The organism is Salmonella sp. 741265073_HBA (assembly GCF_046569105.1).
Classification (GTDB): domain Bacteria; phylum Pseudomonadota; class Gammaproteobacteria; order Enterobacterales; family Enterobacteriaceae; genus Salmonella; species Salmonella enterica.
Genome location: NZ_JBKFRY010000003.1, coordinates 24,256 through 41,588, shown reverse-complemented (window position 1 = coordinate 41,588; position 17,333 = coordinate 24,256). Strand labels below are relative to the sequence as shown.

Below are 17,333 nucleotides of genomic sequence, written 5' to 3'. Positions count from 1 at the left end.
TCCTTGTTTGTAAAATGGATTGGATGAATATATTAAATTAAACCTATCAATGGTTATGCAGCACGTAATTAATTGTGATCTTATTTTACAAGCTAATAAATTTAACTGACGGGTTTAAAGGAGAGTTAAACACAGCGAACTAATATGAAACGCGTTATCCGTGTGACCATTAAAAAAAATCCCATCATGTTATAAATAAATCTTATCAACATTAAGAGATACCTTCACAACGCTATATTTACTCCACATCACCAATAACATTAAATTAATTTATGTTTTTGAGTAATGTGAGTAGCACACATGTAATCGGTTGTTACGAATTAGAAACATAATTGCTACTAAAACACGTTGAGAAAGACAAGAAATGCAACATATGATGCCCACACTAACTATAGTGGTTTGGGATAAACGTTATGCAAACACAAGATACATTTTATCAAGTTATGCGTAGACACGGCGTGACAAGGCGTAGCTTCCTCAAGTTTTGCAGCCTTACCGCAACGTCTTTAGGCCTGAGCAGTTCGATGATTCCTCAGATAGCTTATGCCCTGGAGAATAAACCGCGTACGCCAGTGATATGGCTGCATGGTCTTGAATGTACCTGTTGTACCGAGTCTTTCATTCGCTCTGCGCACCCGTTGGCAAAAGATGCCATTCTGTCGCTCATTTCCCTGGATTATGACGACACCATTATGGCCGCCGCAGGGCAACAAGCCGAGCAGGCGTTGGCGGATGTGATGCGCGAGTACAAAGGAAATTATATTGTTGCCGTGGAAGGTAATGCGCCGCTGAATGAAGATGGGATGTTTTGCATACTGGCTGGCGAGCCGTTCCTGGAGAAGTTAAAACGCGTCAGCGCGGATGCTAAAGCGATTATCGCCTGGGGGTCCTGCGCATCATGGGGCTGCGTGCAGGCAGCCCGTCCCAACCCAACTAAAGCCACGCCGGTTCACAAATTAATTACCGATAAACCCATTATTAAAGTGCCAGGCTGCCCGCCTATACCTGAAGTGATGTCCGCCGTTATCACCTATATGCTGGCATTTGATCGCATCCCTCCCCTTGATCGTCTTGGACGACCAAAAATGTTTTATGGCCAGCGAATTCATGACAAATGCTACCGACGCGCGCATTTCGATGCCGGTCAGTTTGTGGAAGCGTGGGATGACGAAGGCGCCAGAAAAGGGTATTGCCTGTACAAGATGGGCTGTAAAGGCCCGACCACCTATAACGCCTGTTCAACCGTTCGCTGGAATGATGGCGTGTCTTTTCCTATCCAGTCGGGTCATGGATGCCTCGGATGTTCGGAAGATGGATTCTGGGATTACGGTTCTTTTTACAGCCGGGCAACGGGCATTCCGCAAACCGGCATTGAAGCTACCGCCGATAAAATCGGACTGGGCGTTGCCGGCGTCGCGGGCGCTGCCGCCATCGCTCACGCCACGGTGAGCGCCATAAAACACGCCCGCAATAAAAACAACACGTCATCAGAAAACGCTCCGGAAGAGAAAAAATAATTATGGCATATCCTTATCAGACTCAGGGTTTTACGCTGGACAATAGCGGACGGCGAATTGTGGTCGATCCGGTTACTCGCATCGAAGGGCATATGCGTTGCGAAGTGAATATCGACAGTAATAATGTCATTACTAACGCCGTGTCGACTGGCACCATGTGGCGCGGCCTGGAGGTTATCCTGAAAGGTCGCGATCCGCGAGACGCCTGGGCATTCGTTGAACGCATTTGCGGCGTCTGCACCGGTACACACGCTCTGACCTCAATCCGTGCCGTAGAAAATGCGCTGGGAATCGCGATTCCTGACAACGCAAACTGTATCCGTAATATGATGCAGGCTACGCTACACGTTCACGATCACCTGGTGCATTTTTATCATCTGCACGCGCTGGACTGGGTTGATGTGGTTGCGGCCCTGAAAGCCGACCCGCATCAGACCTCCGCCATCGCGCAAAGCCTTTCCGCATGGCCGCTATCCTCGCCGGGATATTTCCGCGATTTGCAAAATCGACTGAAGCGGTTTATCGAGTCCGGTCAACTTGGCCCTTTCCGTAATGGCTACTGGGGACATCCGGCGATGAAACTTCCGCCGGAAGCCAATTTGCTGGCGGTCGCCCACTATCTTGAAGCGCTCGATTTTCAAAAAGAGATCGTAAAAATTCACACCGTTTTCGGTGGTAAAAACCCGCACCCTAACTGGCTGGTGGGCGGCGTTCCTTGCGCCATCAACCTTGACGAAACGGGCGCGGTCGGCGCAGTGAATATGGAACGCCTGAACCTTGTCAGTTCCATCATCCAAAAAGCTCGCCAGTTCTGCGAACAGGTTTATCTTCCGGACGTCTTGCTGATTGCCAGTTATTACAAAGACTGGGCAAAAATCGGCGGCGGGTTATCGAGCATGAACCTGCTGGCTTATGGCGAGTTTCCGGATAACCCTAACGATTATTCCGCCAGTAATCTTCTGCTTCCGCGTGGGGCTATTATTAACGGTCGTTTCGACGAAATTCATCCTGTCGATTTAACCGCCCCCGATGAGATTCAGGAGTTTGTCACTCACTCCTGGTATACCTATGGTAACGGCAATAACGATAAGGGCCTGCATCCGTGGGATGGTCTGACCGAACCGCAACTGGTCATGGGCGAACACTATAAAGGCACAAAAACCTTTATCGAACAGGTGGATGAGTCCGCTAAATATTCATGGATTAAATCGCCGCGCTGGAAGGGACATGCGATGGAGGTAGGTCCGCTGGCGCGTTATCTGATTGGATATCATCAAAATAAACCGGAATTTAAAGAACCTGTGGATCAACTGCTTAGTGTATTAAAGCTGCCTAAAGAAGCGCTCTTTTCTACATTAGGACGTACTGCCGCGCGTGCGCTGGAATCCGTATGGGCAGGCAATACGCTGCAATATTTCTTCGATCGTCTGATGCGTAACCTCAAGTCCGGCGATACGGCGACGGCAAACGTCACGCTCTGGGAACCCGATACCTGGCCTACATCGGCAAAAGGCGTTGGTTTCAGCGAGGCGCCGCGTGGCGCGCTGGGGCACTGGATAAAAATTGAAAATCAGAAAATCGACAGCTATCAGTGTGTGGTACCGACAACCTGGAATGCCGGGCCACGTGACGATAAAGGTCAAATTGGCGCGTACGAAGCGGCGTTAATGGGGACTAAACTCGCCGTTCCCGATCAACCATTGGAGATTTTACGTACTCTGCACAGCTTCGATCCCTGCCTGGCCTGCTCCACCCATGTTATTGATAATCATGGAGGGGAGCTGGTCAGGGTTCAGGTACGATGACGACGATTCGGAGGTCTCAATGCATCTCAAAGAAATAACCAGCCAGGGGTACTATATCTATGAAGCGCCGGTCCGTTTATGGCACTGGATCACGGCGTTATCCATTGTCGTCCTGGCTGTTACAGGATATTTCATTGGCCGCCCCCTGCCATCGATTCAAGGTGAAGCGACCTTTATGTTTTGGATGGGCTGGATACGACTGATCCATTTTACCACGGCGTATATTTTTACTGTCGCGCTGCTGTTTCGTATTTACTGGGCATGTGTCGGCAATGAGTACGCCAGGGAGATGTTTCTGGTTCCGTTCTGGCGCCGCGCCTGGCGCAAAGGCGTTATCAGCGAAATCCGCTGGTATTTTTTCCTCGAAAAAGAGGCCCATCGTTACTATGGACATAATCCGGTAGCGGGACTGGCGGTAATGTTCTATTTCTGGATGTCCGTACTGATGGTGTGTAGCGGCTTTGCGCTCTATGGCGAAGGGCTTGGAACAGACAGTTGGGCGTATCAATGGTTTGGCTGGATGATTCGCCTGACTGGCAATGATAGCCTCGCGCTGCATTTCTGGCACCGGCTGGGCATGTGGTTCATTATCGCCTTCGTCATTGCGCATGTTTATACCGCTATCCGCGAAGACATTATGAGCCGACAAAGCGTGATTTCAGTCATGATAAGCGGCTGGCGCTGGTTCAGGTGATAACAATGGCAGAAGTAACAATCTTAGGGCTTGGCAACCTGCTTTGGGCAGATGAAGGGTTCGGCGTCAGAGCGGCGGAAAAGCTGTTTGAACAGTATGCCGATAACGAGAAAGTTGACGTTGTTGATGGCGGTACGCAGGGGCTGGCGCTGCTGCCCTGGCTGCAACAAACCGAAAAACTGTTAATCATGGATGCTATCGATTTTGGTATGGCGCCAGGTTCGCTGGCGATGTTTCGTGATGAACAGGTTCCCGCCTATCTGACGGCGAAAAAACTCAGTTTACATCAGACCAGTTTTTCTGAAGTGCTGGCATTGCTGCAATTAACCGGCGGCCAGTTATCGGAGATTGTGCTGATTGGCGTGCAGCCGGAATGTCTGGATGACTATGGTGGAAGTCTTACGCCGCAGGTAAAGGCGCAACTGATGCCTGCGGTCTATCTCGCGCAGGAAGTGCTGGCGCAATGGGGTATCACCGCCTCTTCAACGGACTTGCCCACTGAGAGACTCAATCATTACAGCCTGTGTATGGAACGCTACGAAGATGAACGGCCAGATGCGCAAAGCGCTTGCCGGGTCGGCGATATTCGGGTGCTACAGAGAGAGAAATCATAATGTGTATCGGCGTTCCTGTGCAGGTTATTTCACCCGGTCAGTGGTTCGCCAAATGCCGCGACCGACACGGCGAGCTTATCGACGTTGATATTCGGCTTGTGACTCCCCCCTTAGCAGGCGCATGGCTGCTGACATTTGGCGGCGCAGCACGACGAGAAATGGACGAAGCGGAAGCCGCTGAGGTACTGGCGGCGCTGGACTCACTGGAACAGGCCATGCTCACGCAAAGCGATCCGCTGACCGGTTTTGCCGATTTATTGTCTCGCACGCCTGAATTACCGGAGCATTTAAAAAAATGACTATCTCACCCCAAAATCCTGTTTGTCCACTGGCGGATAAAGGCTTTCTGGTTACCGATGCGCAAACGCTCCCGTCGTTGATTAATACGCATCCGACTCTGCTGGTTTTGCTGCAAAGCGACCCCAACAAACATCCGGAAGTCGCCGACAGTTGGGTCATTATCCCGGAGATCCTCAAGCAATTTCCGGCGACGTCTTATACCGCGGCATTTGCGGATAGCGAACAGAGTGAACTGATCGCCCGGGAGTATCGCATTCTGAAATATCCGGCGCTGCTTTTCTTTCGCCAGCACCGTTTTGTCGGCAGTCTGGCGGGATTATATAGCTGGCAAGAATACTCTCAGCGGGTGGCCGCATTGCTGACCACACCGGGCTATCGTCAGGATATTCCCGTTATCACGCAATAGAATGAAAGGTAACACACGTGAATCATTCCAGAACTATTCCAGTCGTTAATATTGCCGGACCAGGCTCGCAGCCAGAAGAGGAAGACTTTAACTTTCTTCCTATCCCCGCCGGCATTAATCTCCCACTGACGCCGGTTTTACCGGAACAGGCGCTGCCCGCTGAGCTTCGTGTTGCCAGACACGTCCTGACTACGCTTATTCGCGATATGGATAACCCGGTGGCAACGCTCCCCTTTCCCCTGAGCTATAAGCTGAATGCCACTGAGCAACAGAATAGCGGTTTGTTGGATCAACTGCTCGGCGAAGGTGAAATCTCCGCCCGGGTACTATTATCCGATGGAAAAGAACAGCGTATTCAGGAGACGGTTTTTACGGGCGTCTGGCGTGTACGTGAATATAACGCTGACCAGCAACGGGTTGCCGATGAAATTATCATTGGCCCGATCCCGGAGAGCATCTGGCAGACGCATCCGCAGCCGCCGATTACGCCAGAATTGCCGCCACAACCGGCGGGATTGATGAATGGCGCCTTTATCGCGCATGAAATAGCCGAGCGCGTAAAACAGCCGGTAAAAGAGCCGCATATCATTAACTTAACGCTGTTGCCAGTAAACGATGCCGATCGCGAGTATCTGGATCATTTTTTAGGCGAAGGCTGTAGCGCTATTTTTTCACGCGGATATGGTAAATGCCGGATTGTAAGCACGCATTTTCCCGGCGTATGGCGGGTCAATTATTTCAATGATATGAACACATTACTGCAAGATATGATTGAGATAGCGGACATTCCTGATATCGCCGTTGCAGGCATCGACGATATCGAAGATGCCTACGCGGGGCTAAAAAATACGTTGGAATGGTTGAAAGAATACCCGGTCACAGAAAATGAGCCAGTGGTGCGCATGGAGTGCAAAGTATGTTGGTGGGTTTACGACCCTGCGCTGGGCGATGATGTATGGCAAATTCCACCCGGCGTGCCCTTCAGCCAGTTACCTGATTACTGGTGCTGTCCGGTTTGCGAAACCAGTAAGTCCGGGTTTATGGTGATCGATGAAGGTAATAATTCGTGCAAAGATTGACCGTCTATTCTCACCCGCTACGGATTATCTGGCAGGAGGCGCCGATCGGTCGTTTGTTACAGGGCGCAACGCCGGTATACGCGAAGACGCTTATTTCACGTTTGTTTACGTTGTGCGCTCAGGCACACAGCGCAGCGGCGGCTTTACTGTTGTTTCCTGAAGAGAAGCCAGATATGCAGGCCGCACAACAAGAGCTGGCGCGAGAAACGCTCCGTCGCGCGTTGACCGACTGGCTCCCCCTGTTTAGCCACCGACAGGCAACCGCTGAAGAATGGGCGTTGTTACGTCGCGGAGAGTTATCCCCGCTGGCAAGCACAATCTTTTTTGACGATGATCCTCAGACCTGGCTTGCCGCTGGCGTAAAGGGCTGGGAAGCCTGGTTTTTGCAAGAGCGTTCTGAAACCGCCCGCTGGCTGGCGGCAATACAGAATATCATTACACCTACACTACCGATGGCGTCGTCCCCGGACCATACGTTAATAACCCATGGTCCCCTGGATGTCTCGCCTCTGGCTATCGAATATCCGCTACTGTCAGCCTGTTGTCTTAGCGGAAAAACGACTGCGCTACGTCTGCTGGCCCGCTGCGTTACGCTCGCCCGAAGTTTGAGCGCCCTTCCTACCCTGCGCTGGAATCGTTTTGATGATGGCGAATGGAAAATAGCGGTAGTGGAAACCGCGCGAGGATGGTTAGTTCATCAGGCCAGACTGACGACGTCAGGCAATATTCTTGATTACCGTATTATCTCGCCTACCACACGTCACGCCCAATCTGACGGCGTCATTGCTCGCGAACTGGCCACTATTCCACTCTCATTGTGGGCGCAACAGTTACAGGTAATTGATCCTTGTGTCGCCGTAAATATTGTTGAATGAAGGAGCTGGCCCATGCATGAATTAGCCCTGGCGCAAAATATTATCGAATTGCTGGAGGAACAGGCAGTAAATCACCAGTTCAGCAAGGTAAAGCAAGTCTGGCTGGAGATTGGCGTTATGGCCTGTGTTGAGGTGCCGGCGCTGCATTTTGGCCTGGACGTCGCCGCTCGTCATACCCTTGCTGACAATGCGCGTTTCCACATTACTATCGCACCGGCGCAAGGTTGGTGTCTGTCCTGTAATCAACCCTTCACCTCTCAAACGTCCACACTCTGTTGCCCCTTTTGTCATTCAGGTAAAGTGCAGATAGATGACAGTAGCAGAATGCGCATTCGCGAGATCGAAGTCGAATAGTCAACGAATAGTCAATAAAAAAGGACGCCAGAAGCGTCCTGAAATAATAAAAGAATAAATTAACAATAATAAAGGTTAAGCAGTGACACAGTTTTGGGAAAAGGAGGGTATCCCTAAACTGTCTTAATCAGCAAGTTTTATCAAAACTCGTAGACTAAGCCGAGCGCCACGGTGTTGTCTGTATTAGGATTCGATGGGTTGCCATCTTTTAGCAGATTGATTTTGTAGTCAACATACGCGGACATATTTTTATTGAAGTAGTAATAGGAACCCACATCAATATATTTTACAAGGTCGAACGAACCCAGTCCATTAACATCATTGGCTCTGGATTGCAGGAACGCCAGTGATGGGCGTAAGCCATTATCAAATTGATATTGTCCTACCATTTCCCAGTTATCGGTTTTATGTGCAAAGCCGCCCAATGTATCGCCCATATAGGTCATATCATAAGTACGGGTGTAGTTTGCCGCCAGGTAAATATTATTGGCATCATACTTCACGCCGCCAGTCCAGGCTTCAGCGCGGTCACCATTGTCGTATTTATCTTGCGTCATCTGATCAAGCGTGCGTTTGGAACTGGTATAGGCTGCCCCCAGGCTCACCCCCATGCCCAAATCATATGTCGCTGATGCCCCGAAACCATCGCCATTCTGGTACGCGATACTTTTTCTGGCATTATTACTTAAAGGATCGCCTTCTTTCGACAAGCCGTCATTTTTACCCTGATACTGCAACGCAATATTCAGACCATCAACCAGACCAAAGAAATCATTATTGCGATAAGTCAGAACGCCATTCGCGCGTCCGGTCATAAAATTATCGGAAGCTTCATACGAATCATTACCAAATTCAGGCAGTACGTCAGTCCATGAACCAATGTCGTATAACACGCCATAGTTACGACCATAATCAACAGACCCCATATCGGCAAATGCCAAACCAGCAAAACCGAGACGCGTCCAGCTTTGCGGGGAACCGCTGGAGTCACCATCTTCCGGACGATTGGCGTTGACCTGATACTCCCACTGTCCAAAACCGGTTAGTTGATCGGTAATTTGAGTTTCGCCTTTAATACCCATACGGATATAAGATTGATCGCCATCCGTACTATGATTACTGGAAAAATAATGCAGGCCGTCGACCTTGCCATACAAATCCAGTTTATTGCCATCCTTGTTATAGATTTCTGCTGCGTTGGCGGCTCCAGCCATCATTACGGCTGCGGCTACCGCAGATAACACCACTACTTTTTTCATTTTATATGCCTTATTTGTCTTATTTTTGGACTTTCCGCAAAACCTGCTCGCGGAACTGTCCAGGACAATATCACTAACAATTACCGTGCGTTAAGTTTCAAAGTGTAATATTAGCTTGCTATGTATTAGTGATGTTAAAATGCAAGTTAAGCATGACTACATCAATGATATGCCCTGTTTTCTGCTGTAATAACAAGGGGGTTACCAGTAGAGAACAGGCTTACGGTCGGGGATGCCAGGGCGAGAATGGCACTGAACACTCGGCTGACATTCGTTAAGACGGAATCATAATCAAGTCAGTTGAGACCACAGCCCTTCTTATTTTTGTGTATAATTTGTTACGTTTACATTTATTTTTAAATTAGCGTTATGAAAATATCAGTACTACTGAAATAGCACTTCTTCGCTTCGTGTATTTTTACTATGGTTAATTATCACATAGCGCAAACGGTCATTTGTGTATCACTATTCATAAGATTAACTATTTACCAGTGGTAATAAACATAAAAATAAGTCAAAGGACAACAACAATACTGAAACTCTAAATGTTGATATTTTGAGTCATGCCGTTACAAACAAATACGATATTCTTAATTGCACTACTCCCTTTTCGGGGTAGTTTTATAGAAGGATGTTTTTATTGTTCGTGAGCCATGTTCCTTTAGTATAAAAGTGAACGTAACAGGAAAGATAAAGCGTCTCAAAAACAGACCATATGGGTATAACTATTATGCAAAAAACGTCACTATTGTTTTCGACCGCCGCGATAACGTTAACTCTGATGGCGTCATCGGCATCAGCGGCAACGCCAACCGCCGCACAAAATGAAGTTACGTCGACTGTTAAACAAGAAATTACAGAAGGCATTAACCGTTACCTTTATTCAATAGATAAGGCAGACCCAACGTTAGGCAAGCAGCTTTTTTATGTTTCACCGGAAACCAGTTTTATTCATCCACGCGGTCACGAACGCGGATGGTCGCAGATCGCTGAAAATTTTTATGGCACCACTATGGGTAAAACCTTCAGCAAACGCACATTAAAACTGGACGCTCCCCCTGCTATTCATGTGTATGGCAATGCCGCCGTTGCAGAGTTCGACTGGCATTTTACCGCGGTACGCCGTGATAATGGGCAGACTCAACACACGACAGGCCGCGAAAGCCAGGTGTGGGCGAAGATACCAAACACAGGATGGCGAATCGTTCATGTCCACTACTCCGGTCCAGCCAAAATCGGCGTTGGAGAAGGCTATTAAGCTTTGCTCTTCAGGTTATGGCGCAGATGAACATTCTGCGCCTGTTAAGACAAACTCAGGTCAGTTGATAGCGCTTATCCGGTATCCGTTTTTCCGGAATATCCCTTTCATCATTCATTTGCAGTAAATCGATTTCTATCGCATTGCATATCGCATCCAGCGGTAAATCATTATTTTCAGTACCGAACGGATCTTCCAACTCTTCCGCTAACGCATCCAACGCGATAAACGTATAAGAAATAAGCACCGAAATAAACGGCGTCATATAGTGCAGATCAACCACCAGTGCAAATGGCAACATAATGCAGAAAAGATAAACCGTACGATGCAAAATTAACGTATAGGCAAAAGGCACCGGTGTGTTGGCGATGCGTTCACAGCCGGCCAACACTGACGACATATCATTTAAACGGTTGTTGAGGCTATGAAATAAAATATCGGAAAGCTTTCCGCTGCGGCGGCGAATCGCCAGCCACTCTCCCATCAGCAATAAGATACGGTTAGCGGGGGAATGGGAAGCGACAACTTTCTGTAACGCCTCCTGGTCAAGATAGTTGCCCAAAACTTGCGTCTGAGGCTGTCGACGCAATGTCATACGCAAACAGTGGGCAAAAGCGATTTGTAACCGAACAAAATCCTCGATACCGCGTTCATCAGGCAAGGTTGTTTTCACCTCTCGCAGTATTGAGCGTGAAGCGATCATCAACTGCCCCCACAAATGTCGCGCTTCGACGTAACGCGCATAACAGGCATTATTGCGAAACCCAAGAAAAATGGCGATAGCGACGCCCAGTATGCTAAACGGCGCAAGGGTAAACTTAATACCCAGCATTGTGTACCAGGGCAGCATGATAATAACGGCGATAGAAAGAAGAAAGTTAAGGAGCAGTCGTGAAAAGATTTTAGATAACACGGAACCATGCCAGACAAATATCAGGCGAATCCAGTGCTGTTGTGGTCTAACGATCATGATTATCTTCAGCAGGTAAAAAAGCACTGTCATTAAACGTGATCCAGATCAAGGTTGCAAGCTTCTGGTGATACACGGATCCCCTGCCCTGTAGAACATTTTTTTGCACAGTGCTGACAGGCGTTGAAAAAAAACAACCAAATGTATGTTGTAACTAAAAAGACACTTCAGCACATGAGATATATGACGGTCAACGGCTGCTATCAGTGGTATAGGGTGATTTATCGGGGAAAGCGTCAGCAACGACGCACTGCCCTACCGCTGATTCATTTGTATGACCAGCCAGTAATGGATAACGCTGACAATATACTGTTGCTGCGCTTCGCTCAGCGGTTCTCCCTGAGGTATCTGGTGCCACTTCGCCAGGCACCCGCGACAGCAGGTTGCCGTCGCATGTTGCGCGATAAATACCGGATGGCCCCGCATCGGCGTTTGCTTACCATCATTCGCCGGGTGAGCTGGCGCCAGTCGCTGGGCGATAAAATCGGCGGCGTGTTTATCAATCACCTCCGCGCCTTTATCCCAGCAATATTGTCTTTCTTTTATCCCGAGACGAAAACGCGAACGAAATGTCGATCGCGCCAGGCGGGCAAAGAGCGGTTCAAGCGCATTCATCAGTATACCGAACGTCCTAACGTTTGTGTTAATTGCTCAAGCGCGGCGATACCTGCCAGAGAGTTTCCCGCAGGATCCAGCTCCGGACTCCAGACGGCAATCGCCATTTCATGCGGCACAATGGCGACAATACCGCCGCCCACGCCGGATTTAGCGGGCAATCCCACCCGCCAGGCAAACTCTCCGGCATTCTGATACATCCCGCTGGTCGCCATTAGCGCATTAATCTGCCGGGCCTGCATGGGGGTAACTACCGGCTCGTCGAGATGAAACGCCTCGCCCTGATTCGCCAGAAAGACAAACGTCCTCGCCAGTTCCATGCAGCTCATTTTCAACGCACAGTAGTGGAAGTAATTTTGCAACACGGTAGGCACATCATGATGAAAATTACCGAATGATTTCATCAGCCAGGCAATAGCGGCGTTACGGGCAGAATGCTCAAATTCAGAGCGCGCGACCGTAGCGTCATACGTAATATCCGATACGCCGCAAAGCGCGCGCACAACTTCCAGCATTCGCTGACGCGGCGCGCTAAGCCGCCCTTGCAACATGTCGCATACCACCAGCGCGCCCGCATTAATAAATGGATTACGCGGGATGCCTTGTTCCATCTCTAACTGAACCAACGAATTGAACGGCGAGCCGGAAGGATCTTTTCCGACGCGCTGCCAGATCTCCTCTTCCGGATAATGACGCATCGCCACCACCAGACTAAGCACTTTCGAAATAGACTGAATAGAGAAGCGTTCGTGCGCATCGCCCGCCTGATAATGCTGCCCGTCCACGGTACAAATCGCTATCCCCAGCTTTGAACCCTCGACGGACGCTAATGCCGGAATATAGTCAGCGACTTTGCCCTGGCCAATGAGGGGGCGAACGCGCTGTAAAATCGTCTCTAAAATTGCATTATCCATGGCCCTGGCCACAACATGCTCCTTGCTCGCAGGTCTGAAAAGGCCTGCGAGTATAGCAGAGGGCGCCATGCGACGTCAGGGCGATTAGACGCGGTTCTTCCAGACGGTCTGCACATTACAAAATTCGTGTAAACCAAAGTGCGAAAGTTCGCGACCAAAGCCGCTTTTCTTCACCCCGCCGAATGCCACACGCGCATCGCTGGCGCTGTACCCATTAATGAATACCCCGCCGCACTCAAGACGCGCCGCCATCTCCACGGCCAGCGTATCGTCGGCGGTAAAGATCGTCGCCGACAGGCCAAACTCACTGTCATTCGCCAGCGCGAGGGCGTGCGCCGCATCTTTTGCAACGGTAATGGCGGCAACAGGCCCAAAAAGTTCCTGACGAAATGCCGTCATGTCAGGTGTGACATCCGCCAGAACGGTCGCGGCATAATAGTTGCCCTCCCCAGCGATTTTCTCGCCGCCCAACAGTAACCGTGCGCCTTCGGCGACGGAAGCCTGCACCTGTTGATGGAGTTCATCACGCAAATCAAAGCGCGCCATCGGCCCCAGGTCATTCTCTTCAACCAGAGGATCCCCCATCTTTAATGCTGCGGCAGCCGCCACAAAGCGATCGGTAAACGCCTGCGCAATGCCCTCTTCGACAATAAAACGTTTGGCGGCGGCGCAGACTTGTCCGGTGTTTTGATAGCGTCCGGCAACCGCGGCTTTTACCGCCAGTTCGAGATCGGCATCATTGAGTACAATAAACGGATCCGAGCCACCCAGTTCCAGTACGCACTTTTTCAGCGCCGCCCCAGCCTGAGCGCCAATCGCCGCGCCGGCGCGCACGCTACCGGTCACCGTCACCGCCGCGATTCGCGGATCGTTAATCATCTGACTCACGCCCTCATTATTGGCGTTCACCCATCCATAGACGCCAGCAGGAGTACCGGCTTCCGTCAAGATTCGGGCTATCATCTGCGCGCAACCCGTGACATTGGGCGCATGTTTTAACAAGTAGCTATTCCCCGCCAACAGTATCGGCACTGCCCCGCGTAACACCTGCCATAAAGGAAAATTCCACGGCATTATCGCCAGAATGACGCCCAGCGGACGGTATTCAATCATCGCCTGCTGATTTTCTACCAGCGTAGGCTCAGGATTCAGCATTGCCGGGCCATGTTCCGCATACCAGTCGCATAACGCGGCGGATTTCGTCACTTCCGCACGCGCCTGCTTTATGGGTTTACCCATTTCACGCGTAATACATTGCGCCATCTCTTCTGCATGAGCGCGAAGCGCCTGACCAATATCGCGTAATGTTTGCGCCCGTTGCGCTACCGATGTCATTTTCCACTTTTTGAAACCGCTCGCCGCCAGACTCAGCGCATGTTCAATCTCTTGCGCGTTAGCCCAGGGCATTGCCGCCAGCGTCTGGCCGGTCGCAGGATTCACGGATAACGCCTGTGTTGCAGTCATCATGGTCATGTTCTTTCTCTCGTTATCAGGGGAGTTGTACCATCATGACGCCCTTTACCCTTTCTGAAAAATGAATAATATTAACCAGACCATTCACGAATTGAGAAAACCATGGACCTGACGCAACTGGAAATGTTTAACGCTGTCGCTCTGACGGGCAGCATTACGCAGGCGGCGACAAAAGTGCACCGCGTTCCGTCCAATCTGACCACGCGTATCCGTCAGCTTGAAGCCGACCTGGGCGTCTCTCTGTTTATTCGCGAAAACCAGCGACTCAGGCTGTCACCAGCCGGGCATAACTTTTTACGTTACAGCCAGCAGATCCTGGCGCTGGTCGATGAAGCCCGCATGGTGGTTGCCGGAGAGGAACCGCAAGGACTGTTTTCACTCGGCGCGTTAGAAAGTACTGCCGCCGTACGTATCCCCGCGCTGCTGGCGGGTTATAACCAGCGTTACCCTAAAATTCAGTTCGCGTTAACGACCGGTCCTTCCGGCGCCATGCTGGATGGCGTGCTCGAGGGAAAGCTGAACGCCGCCTTTATTGATGGCCCGCTAATGCATCCGGGGCTGGAAGGTATACCGGCTTACCAGGAAGAGATGATGATCGTCGCGCCACACGGCCATTCCGTCGTTTCGCGGGCCAGCGAGGTGAATGGTTACAACATCTATGCTTTTCGCGCCAACTGTTCTTACCGACGGCATTTCGAAAGCTGGTTTCATGCCGATGGCGCGACCCCCGGTACGATTCACGAAATGGAGTCATATCATGGAATGTTGGCGTGCGTAATTGCCGGCGCAGGTATTGCGCTGATGCCAGCAAGTATGCTCAACAGTATGCCAGGACATCATCAGGTGGAAGCCTGGCCGTTGGCGGAGAAGTGGCGCTGGCTTAGCACATGGCTAATGTGGCGGCGCGGGGCGATGACGCGCCAGCTTGAGGCCTTTATCGAGTTACTTAACGCCCAACTGGCGAGCGTCGACTGAAGACGAAACGGCCTGCGAAGTAAATGAGAAGCAGGTCACAAAATGATTGTCTTTTCGCCAGTAAACGTTTTAAGATCGCGGCCTCACCTTCTCGCAACTAACCCGAAATATTTTTATGACATTCAATCCAGTTTCCCGCAAGGTCGCGTGGCTACGGGTAGTTACGCTTGCTATTGCCGCTTTTATTTTCAATACCACAGAATTTGTGCCGGTTGGTTTGCTATCAGACATTGCTGAAAGCTTTCATATGCAAACCGCGCAGGTCGGCATCATGCTAACCATTTACGCCTGGGTAGTTGCCGTCATGTCGCTGCCTTTTATGCTTCTTACCAGTCAAATGGAGCGCCGTAAGCTACTCATTTGTCTGTTTGTTTTGTTTATTGCCAGCCACGTGCTCTCCTTCCTGGCATGGAACTTTACCGTGCTGGTCATTAGCCGTATTGGTATCGCTTTCGCCCACGCTATTTTCTGGTCGATAACCGCCTCGCTGGCGATCCGCCTGGCCCCTGCCGGGAAACGCGCGCAGGCATTAAGTCTGATAGCGACCGGCACCGCGTTGGCCATGGTGCTTGGGCTGCCCATAGGTCGCGTTGTTGGTCAGTATTTTGGCTGGCGCACCACCTTTTTTGCCATCGGCATGGGCGCATTAATTACGCTGCTATGTCTGATTAAGCTTCTACCGAAATTGCCGAGCGAGCATTCCGGCTCACTAAAAAGTTTACCTTTGCTATTCCGACGCCCGGCGCTGATGAGCCTCTATGTACTGACCGTCGTTGTGGTGACTGCGCATTACACAGCTTATAGCTATATTGAACCGTTCGTTCAGAATGTCGCCGGGCTCAGTGCGAATTTTGCTACCGTCCTGTTACTGATCCTCGGCGGCGCCGGGATCATCGGCAGCCTCGTGTTTGGTAAACTGGGTAATCGCCATGCCTCGTCGCTCGTCAGTATCGCTATTGCCCTGCTGGTTGTCTGTCTGCTTCTGCTGCTGCCTGCGGCGGATAGCGAAGCGCATCTGGCCATACTGAGCATTTTCTGGGGCATCGCGATTATGGTGATAGGGCTCGGTATGCAGGTGAAAGTACTGGCGCTGGCCCCGGACGCGACCGATGTCGCAATGGCGCTATTTTCAGGCATCTTTAATATTGGTATTGGCGCTGGCGCGCTGGTAGGCAATCAGGTGAGTTTGCACTGGTCAATGTCGGCCATCGGCTATATTGGCGCCATACCCGCCTGTGCCGCGCTGGTATGGGCTGTGCTCATATTCCGCAAATGGCCAGTGACGCTGGAAGAACAACCGCATTAAGACATTCGTCTGCCGGGAACAGGTTTCCGGCAGACGAAAATGCGCCTTAGTGGTACGTTTTAATAATTTCCAACACGCCGTTGATAATAAATTGCACGCCCATACACACCAGCAGGAATCCCATTAAGCGGGAGATCGCTTCAATCCCCCCTTTACCCACCAGCCGCATAATAGCGCCAGAACTGCGTAAGCATCCCCACAGGATCACCGCCACGGCAAGAAAAATAATCGGCGGCGCGACCATAATGACCCAGTCGGGAAACTCGCCGCCATGACGCACCGTGGAAGCGGAACTGATGATCATTGCGATGGTCCCCGGTCCAGCGGTGCTTGGCATAGCCAGTGGAACAAACGCAATATTGGCCGTCGGTTCGTCTGCCAGCTCCTCCGATTTGCTTTTCGCTTCCGGCGACTCATGCGCCTTCTGCTGCGGAAAAAGCATTCTGAAGCCGATAAACGCCACGATTAACCCCCCGGCGATCCGTAGCCCTGGAATCGAAATACCGAAGGTGTTCATAACTAACTGCCCGGCGTAGTACGCCACCATCATAATAGCGAAGACATAAACCGAAGCCATATAGGACTGCCGGTTGCGTTCCGCACTATTCATATTGCCCGCAAGGCCAAGAAACAGCGCCACGGTGGTTAGCGGATTGGCTAACGGGAGCAGTACGACCAGCCCCAATCCAATCGCTTTAAACAAATCCATCATAATACTATCTCTTACCCATCAGCGTTTCATGAACCGGAAGTATAAAGTGAAATTGCCCAGGCGCGCCATTTCGCCAGTGTGCAAGTTAATATCCTCTACAACCTATAACCTGTAATTATCAATTAGTTACAAGTTATCACAGCACAATACCCCGGACGCCTTTTAGCAAATCGTGGCATCGGCCAATTCATTTAGTTGACTTATACT

The 17,333-nt window shown here is 50.6% G+C and carries 18 protein-coding genes; 12 read left to right on the top strand and 6 right to left on the bottom strand.

Annotation, left to right across the window (positions count from 1 at the left end; all coding sequences use genetic code 11):
* Positions 1 to 413 precede the first annotated feature (413 nt).
* Genes ACLD3P_RS05100 through hypA form a run of 9 tightly spaced genes read left to right on the top strand, consistent with a single transcriptional unit; the run spans position 414 to position 7,644 of the window.
* A complete protein-coding gene (locus tag ACLD3P_RS05100; protein WP_001194448.1) occupies positions 414 to 1,517 on the top strand; it encodes a hydrogenase small subunit in 1,104 nt (367 codons plus the stop codon).
* 2 nt (positions 1,518 to 1,519) lie between these two features.
* Complete coding sequence (locus ACLD3P_RS05095) at positions 1,520 to 3,322, top strand: nickel-dependent hydrogenase large subunit (RefSeq protein WP_000331200.1); 1,803 nt, start codon at positions 1,520 to 1,522, stop codon at positions 3,320 to 3,322.
* Positions 3,273 to 4,016 carry a Ni/Fe-hydrogenase, b-type cytochrome subunit gene (gene cybH / locus ACLD3P_RS05090; protein ID WP_000924456.1) on the top strand — a complete coding sequence of 248 codons (744 nt, stop codon included), beginning with the start codon at positions 3,273 to 3,275 and terminating at the stop codon, positions 4,014 to 4,016. Before ACLD3P_RS05095 ends, cybH begins: the two co-directional genes overlap by 50 nt.
* A 5-nt stretch (positions 4,017 to 4,021) precedes the next feature.
* Positions 4,022 to 4,630 (top strand): HyaD/HybD family hydrogenase maturation endopeptidase, encoded by a 609-nt coding sequence (hybD, locus tag ACLD3P_RS05085; protein WP_000852666.1) that lies wholly within the window; start codon positions 4,022 to 4,024, stop codon positions 4,628 to 4,630.
* On the top strand, positions 4,630 to 4,929 hold the full coding sequence (hypC, locus tag ACLD3P_RS05080) for a HypC/HybG/HupF family hydrogenase formation chaperone (RefSeq protein ID WP_000334912.1): 300 nt from the start codon (positions 4,630 to 4,632) through the stop codon (positions 4,927 to 4,929). Before hybD ends, hypC begins: the two co-directional genes overlap by 1 nt.
* Positions 4,926 to 5,336, top strand: a complete 411-nt coding sequence (locus tag ACLD3P_RS05075; RefSeq protein ID WP_080177307.1) for a hydrogenase — start codon at positions 4,926 to 4,928, stop codon at positions 5,334 to 5,336. Before hypC ends, ACLD3P_RS05075 begins: the two co-directional genes overlap by 4 nt.
* A 17-nt stretch (positions 5,337 to 5,353) precedes the next feature.
* Positions 5,354 to 6,415 (top strand): hydrogenase expression/formation C-terminal domain-containing protein, encoded by a 1,062-nt coding sequence (locus ACLD3P_RS05070; protein ID WP_001016757.1) that lies wholly within the window; start codon positions 5,354 to 5,356, stop codon positions 6,413 to 6,415.
* Positions 6,403 to 7,290 carry an ATP/GTP-binding protein gene (locus tag ACLD3P_RS05065; protein ID WP_131046342.1) on the top strand — a complete coding sequence of 296 codons (888 nt, stop codon included), beginning with the start codon at positions 6,403 to 6,405 and terminating at the stop codon, positions 7,288 to 7,290. The genes ACLD3P_RS05070 and ACLD3P_RS05065 overlap by 13 nt, the downstream gene beginning before the upstream one ends.
* Positions 7,291 to 7,302: 12 nt before the next feature.
* Complete coding sequence (gene hypA, locus ACLD3P_RS05060) at positions 7,303 to 7,644, top strand: hydrogenase maturation nickel metallochaperone HypA (RefSeq protein WP_000544772.1); 342 nt, start codon at positions 7,303 to 7,305, stop codon at positions 7,642 to 7,644.
* A 140-nt stretch (positions 7,645 to 7,784) separates the two neighbouring features.
* Here the strand turns inward: hypA and ompC are convergent, their stop codons facing one another.
* A complete protein-coding gene (gene ompC / locus ACLD3P_RS05055) occupies positions 7,785 to 8,903 on the bottom strand; it encodes a porin OmpC (RefSeq protein ID WP_000758336.1) in 1,119 nt (372 codons plus the stop codon).
* Positions 8,904 to 9,618: 715 nt separating this feature from the next.
* Between ompC and ACLD3P_RS05050 the strand changes: the two genes are divergently transcribed.
* Positions 9,619 to 10,161, top strand: a complete 543-nt coding sequence (locus ACLD3P_RS05050; protein ID WP_131046343.1) for a YybH family protein — start codon at positions 9,619 to 9,621, stop codon at positions 10,159 to 10,161.
* Between the two features lie 55 nt (positions 10,162 to 10,216).
* Here ACLD3P_RS05050 and ACLD3P_RS05045 read toward each other — a convergent pair whose 3' ends face one another.
* The 4 genes from ACLD3P_RS05045 to sad all read right to left on the bottom strand — a co-directional run bounded on the left by ACLD3P_RS05045 (position 10,217) and on the right by sad (position 14,133).
* Positions 10,217 to 11,131 (bottom strand): bestrophin family protein, encoded by a 915-nt coding sequence (locus ACLD3P_RS05045; protein WP_001675544.1) that lies wholly within the window; start codon positions 11,129 to 11,131, stop codon positions 10,217 to 10,219.
* Between the two features lie 255 nt (positions 11,132 to 11,386).
* Positions 11,387 to 11,746: a DUF4186 domain-containing protein gene (locus ACLD3P_RS05040; protein ID WP_000992449.1), complete on the bottom strand. Its 360-nt coding sequence runs from the start codon at positions 11,744 to 11,746 to the stop codon at positions 11,387 to 11,389.
* Positions 11,746 to 12,672 (bottom strand): glutaminase B, encoded by a 927-nt coding sequence (glsB, locus tag ACLD3P_RS05035; RefSeq protein WP_000090081.1) that lies wholly within the window; start codon positions 12,670 to 12,672, stop codon positions 11,746 to 11,748. The genes ACLD3P_RS05040 and glsB overlap by 1 nt, the downstream gene beginning before the upstream one ends.
* A 72-nt stretch (positions 12,673 to 12,744) precedes the next feature.
* Positions 12,745 to 14,133 (bottom strand): succinate-semialdehyde dehydrogenase, encoded by a 1,389-nt coding sequence (gene sad / locus ACLD3P_RS05030; protein ID WP_131046344.1) that lies wholly within the window; start codon positions 14,131 to 14,133, stop codon positions 12,745 to 12,747.
* Positions 14,134 to 14,235: 102 nt separating this feature from the next.
* On the opposite strand from sad, the gene ptrR reads away from it, so the two are divergent.
* Entirely contained in the window at positions 14,236 to 15,108 is an 873-nt protein-coding gene (gene ptrR / locus ACLD3P_RS05025; protein ID WP_131046345.1) for a putrescine utilization regulator PtrR, read from the top strand.
* Positions 15,109 to 15,223: 115 nt separating this feature from the next.
* On the top strand, positions 15,224 to 16,414 hold the full coding sequence (locus tag ACLD3P_RS05020) for a sugar transporter (RefSeq protein WP_079981179.1): 1,191 nt from the start codon (positions 15,224 to 15,226) through the stop codon (positions 16,412 to 16,414).
* 46 nt (positions 16,415 to 16,460) lie between these two features.
* Here the strand turns inward: ACLD3P_RS05020 and ACLD3P_RS05015 are convergent, their stop codons facing one another.
* A complete protein-coding gene (locus tag ACLD3P_RS05015) occupies positions 16,461 to 17,126 on the bottom strand; it encodes a MarC family NAAT transporter (RefSeq protein WP_000968968.1) in 666 nt (221 codons plus the stop codon).
* Positions 17,127 to 17,333: the final 207 nt, after the last annotated feature.